This is a genomic window from Acidobacteriota bacterium, assembly GCA_020845575.1.
Taxonomy (GTDB): domain Bacteria; phylum Acidobacteriota; class Vicinamibacteria; order Vicinamibacterales; family Vicinamibacteraceae; genus Luteitalea.
Genome location: JADLFL010000067.1, coordinates 102,847 through 109,526 on the forward strand (window position 1 = coordinate 102,847; position 6,680 = coordinate 109,526).

Below are 6,680 nucleotides of genomic sequence, written 5' to 3' on the forward strand. Positions count from 1 at the left end.
TCACTCTTGTGCGAGGGTCGGATCGAAGCAGCGGCGGCAGCGGGCTTCGTAGGAATCGGTGGCGCCGACGAGCACGAGGGCCTCGCTCTTCACGAGGCGCTGGGTGTGGTTGGCGGGTTCGCCGCACACCATGCAGATCGCCAGAGTCTTGGTGATGTACTCGGCGATCGCCAGCAGCTGCGGCATCGGCTCGAACGGGCGGCCCAGGTAGTCCTGATCCAGGCCCGCGACGATGACGCGCTTGCCTTGATCGGCGAGCGTCGTACACACGGCCGGCAGGTCGACGTCGAAGAACTGCCCCTCGTCGATACCCACGACTTCGGTGTCGTCGGCCACGCTCGCAAGGATCTCCGCCGACGAGCGCAGCGCCATCGACGGCAGGCGCATCTCGCTGTGCGACGTGATGTGCGTCTCGGAGTAGCGGACGTCGATCGCCGGCTTGAACACCTGCACGCGGCGCTTCGCGATCTGCGCGCGGCGCAGCCGGCGGATGAGCTCCTCGCTCTTGCCGCTGAACATGCTGCCGACGATGACCTCGATCCACCCGGACGACGGGGTGGGACGCTGAGAAGACTGATCCATCTACACCCTGGAGAGGTACTCCCCTGTCTCGGTGCTGACGCGCACGACGGTGCCCACGTCCACGAACGCCGGTACGGTCACCACGTATCCGGTCTCGAGCGTCGCGGGCTTGGTCTGCGCGTTGGCGGTGGCGCCCTTGATGCCGGGTACCGTGTCGGTGACCTTCAGATCGACGGTCACCGGCAGTTCGATGCCCACCGGGTTGCCCTCGTAGAACTCGACGCTGATGGTCGTCTCGGGCAGGAGGTAGTGCATCGAGTCGCCCAGCGCCTCCTCGGACATCCCGATCTGCTCGTACGACGAGGTGTCCATGAAGTAGAACGTGTCGCCGTCCTTGTACAGGTACTGCATCTCGCGCTCGTCCAGCATGGCGCGCTCGACGATGTCTTCCGAGCGGAACCGGTGCTCGAACATCGTCCCGTCCTTGACCTTGCGCATCTTGGCGCGCACGAAACCACGAAGGTTGCCTGGCGTGACGTGCTGTGTCTCGACGATGCGGCACAACTCGTTGTTGTGCTTGATGAGGTTGCCCTTGCGAAGACGGGTAGCGGCGACGGAACTCATGACACTCCTGGACAGACCGGCACGCGCCCGGTCGAGTACGCAAACCGCAGGATGGTAGCACGCGGCGGTTTGCTACGATGATGCCCATGCGTTGGGAGTCGCTCCGCGAATACCGCAGCCGGGCCGGACAGGCCGATCGTCGAGGCGATTCGGGCTGGACACCTCCTGCTGACGTCAGCGAGACGGACGCGGCCTTCATCGTCGTGGCCGAGTTGCCGGGGGTGCGCCGCGAGGATGTCGAGGTGGCGGCCACGCACGACACGCTCACCATCAAAGGCCGCCGAGCGAGCCCGGGCTGCGAACCGGCGGGGTACGTCCGGCTCGAGCGCGGTCACGGACAGTTCGTGCGGCGATTCACCTTCCACGGCCCGCTGGCCGTCGACGCCGTGCAGGCCGACTTCAAGGATGGGATTCTGACGGTCACGCTGCCGAAGGTGTCCGAATCCGCCGGACGACGGGTCGAGGTCGGCTGATCCATGCGCCGCCTGCTGCTCCCACTCGCGCTCGTGGTGGCCAGTTTCGTCGCCGGCATGGTTGTGACGGGGCGTTTTGGCCCGGCCGGCGAGGCCGACGCCCAGCCCGCACCCGCCGCACCCGCACCGGCCCAGCCCGTCGCGTCGCGCGGCTCGGCATCGAACGGGAGCCTGCCCGAACTGGCCGACGTCGCCGAACGCGTCATCCCGAGCGTCGTCAACGTCTCGGCCGTGGGGTCGCGACAGGTACGGCTGCCGTTCGGCTTCTTCGACGAGCAGCCGATGCAGAGCGCGGGTTCGGGCGTCATCATCAGCAAGAAGGGCGACGTCGGGTACGTGCTCACCAACGCGCACGTGATCGGGGAGGCCACGCAGTTGAGTGTGGTGCTGTGGAACCGGCGGGAGCGACCGGCGGAACTGGTCGGTGTCGATCCGCACGCGGACCTGGCCCTGCTGCGCGTCAAGGAGCCCACGCTCCAGCCCATCACGTGGGGCGATAGCTCCCGCTTACGCGTCGCCGAGTGGGTGATGGCGGTGGGCAACCCGTATCAGCTCGGCGAAACGGTGACGCTCGGGATCGTGTCGGCTCTGGGCCGCACCAACGCGCAGATCTCCGTCGTGGCCGACTACATCCAGACCGACGCCGCCATCAACCCGGGCAATTCGGGTGGCGCGCTGGTCAATCGGCGCGGTGAGTTGATCGGCATCAACACGTGGATTTACAGCGAGAGCGGCGGCTACCAGGGCATCGGCTTCGCGGTGCCGAGCAATCTCGCGCGCGACATCGCGACGCAACTGGAGCAGACAGGCAAGGTGAGCCGCGGCACCATCGCCGGCCTCCTGCGCATCGCGCCGCTCAATCCGGGCCTGGCGCAGGATCTGAACGTCACCTCTCTCGACGGCGTGGTGATCTACCGCATCCGCAACGCGGGCGACGCCTGGGCCGCCGGGCTGCGCGCGGGCGACGTCATCATCGGCTTCAACGGCACGCCGATCACCAACACCGAAGGGTTCGAGCGGTCGATGCTCACCACTCCGGTCGGCTCGGTCGCCACCCTCCGCGTCCGCCGCGCACGCGATGAGTTCGACATCAAGGTCCCGATCACCGAAGCGCCGGCCAGGCCACGATAGGGATCGGGACAAAGAGAAAAGGGTAAGGGGTAACGGACAAGGACAGCGACAAAGGCGGAAGGACCAAAGCAGAAAGGGTAGAGCGCGAAGGCGCAAAGCGGCACTGGCCACGATCACGGTTTTCCGCCGGAACCGCCGCCCTTGTTGCCAGGATCGGGTGTCCGCGTGGCAAACGACAGACGCACGTCGCCGCGTGGCACCGACCGTTGTCTTGGCGGCGGGCGATTGGTGGCTTGTGGAAACATGTCGATCAGCCCGCCGATGTGTTGCTCGCATCGTGTGACGAGCGACACGAACGTCGTGTCCACGGACCACAGTGTCTTCGTGCCGATCTCTCCGGAGAATGATGTCGATGGCGGCGAAGCGGAGTTCGGCCCGGCCGTCAGCGCCGACAAAGAGCACCTCCGCCCGGCGAAACTCGAACAGGATCTTCTCCGGCGAGATGAAGATCGGCGCCAGTACTCGCTGTTCAGGATCCGCGCTCCTCGACTCGGCGGCGGGCTGCAACGGAATCGCCACCCCGGCCGTCTGAGCGTCACGCCCGCGCACGAGTTCGATCCGCAACGCGAAGACCGGCCGGCCCGGGTCACTCCCGACATCGAGGGACGGTCTGGCGAACGAACGCCCGTCACTCATCGTCTCGACGCCGCAGCGCACCTGTGTCCAGAGCGCGTCCCGTCTCTGGCGAAGCGACACGCCTGGCCTGCCGCGGAGCGCGTTGATGACCATCGGATACAACGCGAGCGCTTCGAGTTCCACGTCCACCTCCGGAACCGGCGACCGCCGGATGGAGCCACTTCGTCCTCGCCCATCGCGTGTCAGGCACCTTGATCACCGCGACGCGGTACCACTCCCCTTTCAGGGTCCGGCGTGCCCTCGCGATCCACGCTCCGTCACCGGTATCGGCCGAGCGGCGCCAGAAGACGCACGGAAATGCCATGACGAATCCCGTTCGTCGCAGTTCTCGCTCGATCGCCGCCAATCCCGACTGGCGACCGACATTGACGATGACCAACGTCACCATTGCATGCGGAAGCCGCGGTACGGCGCGTCCTTCGATACGGCCAACCGGACGCGTTTGGCCTGGACGTGGATGCGCTCGAGGACGGTCCGCGACGGACGGCCGCGAATACGGCGTCCGAGCGCTCGATTCATGGCACGCGCGATCCGGACTCTGGCACGCGTGCGCAGGACGCCGTCGGCCTTCATCGTCAGCACGGCGCGACGGCCGAGGAGTGCCAGCACGGCCCGATCGACGAGAGGCGCGCGGAACTCCTCCATCGCGTCGAAGACCAGCCCCGGGAGATCGCGCCGACTCGTATGCAGAAAGCCGATGTAGGGATGCAGTCCCTGCGTCTCGAGGGCCTGCCATGTCCGTCCCGTCAGCGTCCAGTACCCGTAGTTCAGCGCCGCGTTGACCGGGTCGGTCGCGTCCTGCTTGCGACGGCCGGGGAAGCCGTAGGTCGCGGGCACCAGGAGCCGAAAGGCACGCCAGTACGCCAGCGCGGCGCGCGCTTCGATCAGGAGCAGACGCGCACGCACGTCTGGCAGCGGTCGCCCGGCGTACATCTGCAATTCACCCGCCGCCGCGTCGAGTTGCCGTGCCGTTTCGATGAGTTGCCGCCGCAGCGCGTCCGGACGCGACGGGTACTTCGAGTGATACAGCAGCAACGCGCGCTGATTGAGGATCTTCGCGGTGAGCAGCTGAATCGCCAGTGCCGTCCCGCGTGGGCCGACGCGCATGGACACCTGTCTCTCGGCCAGTCCGGGGCGTGTCTCGCACCGGACGGGAACGATGCGCGCGAGCGGCAGTCCGTTGCTCCGGCACACGAGCACGCTGACGCGCCGGCGCGCGAACTCCGCCAACGCGCTCCCTGACAGGCCCACGCCCTCCGCCTCGATCGCCACATGCCGTACGTCGTTGAACGCGCATTCGAACACGGCGGTCTTCTGTCGGCGGACGACGAGCGTGCCGTGGTGCTTCGAGAGATAGGCCCCATGCGTGGGGACATGCAGGGCCTGTCCCGCGAGCAGCGCCGGAAGCTGCGTGGCACTCTGGGCCTGCACGCGTAGTGACTTGGTGCTCGTGCGCGGCGGCTTGGCGCCGACGGGTTCGAGGCGCATGCGCCACGGGTCGACACCCGTGTCGTCTGGCAGCCAGTCGAAGCCCGGGATCGCGGACACGGCCGCAACAGCGTTCGCGTACGGGTCCAGGGCCACCGGAGTCGCAACCGGACGAACCAGGCGTTGGAGGATGACGTCCACGAAGGCGCTGTCGAGCCCCCGCGCCCCCAGTGCGCGCCTGCCGCGCTCGGAGCGCCACTGGTCCAGTTGCGTCAGCTGTCCATCCAGATGCGAGTTCACCCCGAAGTAGTACGCCCGCCATCCCACGACGAGTTCGTTGTGCTCCTCGACGAGTGTCGCGAGGTCTCCGCCCGATGCGATCGTGTCGGTGAGCGACGTGATGCGCGACATGAACTCCTGGCGCTTGGCCAGCGGGATGCCCCGTGCACCGGGCGTGAACCAGAAGCCCACGAACGAACAACCCTCGGCCAGGCGGACGTACTGCGTCTTGGCCGGCTTGATGGTGAGGCGTCGCTCCCGGTCCAACCACTCGGCCACGAACGTCAACGTCGCGCGCGCGGCCGGTTCGGATGCCTCGACGATCACGAAGTCATCGGCATACCGGACGTGACGGCTGCGACGCTGTTCGAGCGCTCTGTCGAACGCGGTCAGGTACAGATTGGCCAGCACGGGAGAAATCGGTCCGCCCTGGGGGATGCCTCTGACCGGCTGGTATCGCGCAGTACGGTCCAGAATTGGCGCCCGAATCCACGACTCGATCAGCGCAAGGCCATCACGCTCCAGGCCGAGCCCACGGAGCAGACCAAGCAGGATAGTGTGGTCGACGGCGTCGAAGAAGCGCTCGATGTCGGCGGTGATCACCCAGCACTCGGGCGTGAGGAGCGCCTCGAACGCCGTGGCGGCCGCCTTCGCGCTACTCCCCGTGCGATACGCGAAGCTCGCCTGGTGGTGCTCGGCGGGCCATCGCTCCTCGAAGAGCGCGGCGACGGCCGACTGCACGATGCGATCGGTCACCGTCGGGATGCCGAGCAGCCGGACGCCTCCGGACGACTTCGGCATGGCCGCGCGCCTGAGCGGCGACGGGCGATAGTGGCTGGCGAGCAACTGCCCGGACAGCTGCGGCAGCACCGTGGCCGGATCGACCTGATCGACAGTCACGCCGTCCACGCCGCCCGATCCGCGAGCGGCCGCCACCCGCCTCCAGGCCTCCCGCAGCCGCGCCAGGTCCGCGACCGCCGCACAGAATCCGCGTCCCGATACCGCCATGTCACTCTCCTCGCGTTGATAATTATCATTATCACAACACACGCGATTCCGGCAACGCGTTCTCGCCTCCAACGGCAACGCCGGCCGAGCGCCGGCCCCTTTGTCCGCCAGCCAGGCGCAGTCCGTCGGCACTCCGACGAAAGGCTCCGCCCGAGGTGTCGAAATTCGGTGCAGGAACGGATGGTCGCGACGACTTGCGACAACCTGACGTCCGAAGCGGTCCAGGTGAGAGCCGAGACGGCCTGCTCACTTGTGCGACGTCGCGCGATGTGCCAATCTTTCCGCTACAAAAAGGAAGAGTTTCGCAACGCCCCCGGCACAGGCACAGGTTGAGCGTTTGCGACAACAGGACTGAAGATTTCTCAGAACGCCCGAGAACGTGTAACAGGAGTCACGGCGAGGAGCGCTAACATGGAGAGTTGTGACGACGCTTACATCAATGAACGTCTAGTTGTAGTGCGACCGAAATAGTAAACAATAAGGGCTGCACGTCGTATCCCTATCAGGAGATCTGCGATGCGTGTGGCCCCGACGATTGAGTTGAGTTCTGAGCAGCGTGCCGCGTTGGAAGCGCGCACA

Annotated in this window: 6 protein-coding genes; 2 read left to right on the forward strand and 4 right to left on the reverse strand. The window is 66.7% G+C overall.

Annotation, left to right across the window (positions count from 1 at the left end; genetic code table 11):
• Together IT182_17755 and efp are read right to left on the reverse strand one after the other, a co-directional pair.
• The gene (locus IT182_17755) at positions 1 to 582 is read right to left on the reverse strand and encodes a thymidine kinase (protein ID MCC6165195.1); all 582 of its coding nucleotides are present in this window, start codon (positions 580 to 582) and stop codon (positions 1 to 3) included.
• Positions 583 to 1,146 (reverse strand): elongation factor P, encoded by a 564-nt coding sequence (gene efp / locus IT182_17760; protein ID MCC6165196.1) that lies wholly within the window; start codon positions 1,144 to 1,146, stop codon positions 583 to 585.
• A gap of 86 nt (positions 1,147 to 1,232) precedes the next feature.
• Here efp and IT182_17765 point away from each other — a divergent pair, with 86 nt between their 5' ends.
• The gene (locus IT182_17765; GenBank protein MCC6165197.1) at positions 1,233 to 1,619 is read left to right on the forward strand and encodes an Hsp20/alpha crystallin family protein; all 387 of its coding nucleotides are present in this window, start codon (positions 1,233 to 1,235) and stop codon (positions 1,617 to 1,619) included.
• Between the two features lie 3 nt (positions 1,620 to 1,622).
• Positions 1,623 to 2,750, forward strand: a complete 1,128-nt coding sequence (locus IT182_17770; protein ID MCC6165198.1) for a trypsin-like peptidase domain-containing protein — start codon at positions 1,623 to 1,625, stop codon at positions 2,748 to 2,750.
• A 113-nt stretch (positions 2,751 to 2,863) separates the two neighbouring features.
• Here the strand turns inward: IT182_17770 and IT182_17775 are convergent, their stop codons facing one another.
• The gene (locus tag IT182_17775; GenBank protein ID MCC6165199.1) at positions 2,864 to 3,058 is read right to left on the reverse strand and encodes a hypothetical protein; all 195 of its coding nucleotides are present in this window, start codon (positions 3,056 to 3,058) and stop codon (positions 2,864 to 2,866) included.
• 709 nt (positions 3,059 to 3,767) lie between these two features.
• Entirely contained in the window at positions 3,768 to 6,101 is a 2,334-nt protein-coding gene (cas1, locus tag IT182_17780) for a CRISPR-associated endonuclease Cas1 (GenBank protein MCC6165200.1), read from the reverse strand.
• Positions 6,102 to 6,680 lie beyond the last annotated feature (579 nt).

What these genes read in the sequence shown, in the direction of transcription:
- IT182_17755 (MCC6165195.1), bottom strand. Translation starts at nt 582, where the DNA reads ATGGATCAGTCTTCTCAGCGTCCCACCCCGTCGTCCGGGTGGATCGAG.
- efp (MCC6165196.1), bottom strand. Translation starts at nt 1,146, where the DNA reads ATGAGTTCCGTCGCCGCTACCCGTCTTCGCAAGGGCAACCTCATCAAG.
- IT182_17765 (MCC6165197.1), top strand. Translation starts at nt 1,233, where the DNA reads ATGCGTTGGGAGTCGCTCCGCGAATACCGCAGCCGGGCCGGACAGGCC.
- IT182_17770 (MCC6165198.1), top strand. Translation starts at nt 1,623, where the DNA reads ATGCGCCGCCTGCTGCTCCCACTCGCGCTCGTGGTGGCCAGTTTCGTC.
- cas1 (MCC6165200.1), bottom strand. Translation starts at nt 6,101, where the DNA reads ATGGCGGTATCGGGACGCGGATTCTGTGCGGCGGTCGCGGACCTGGCG.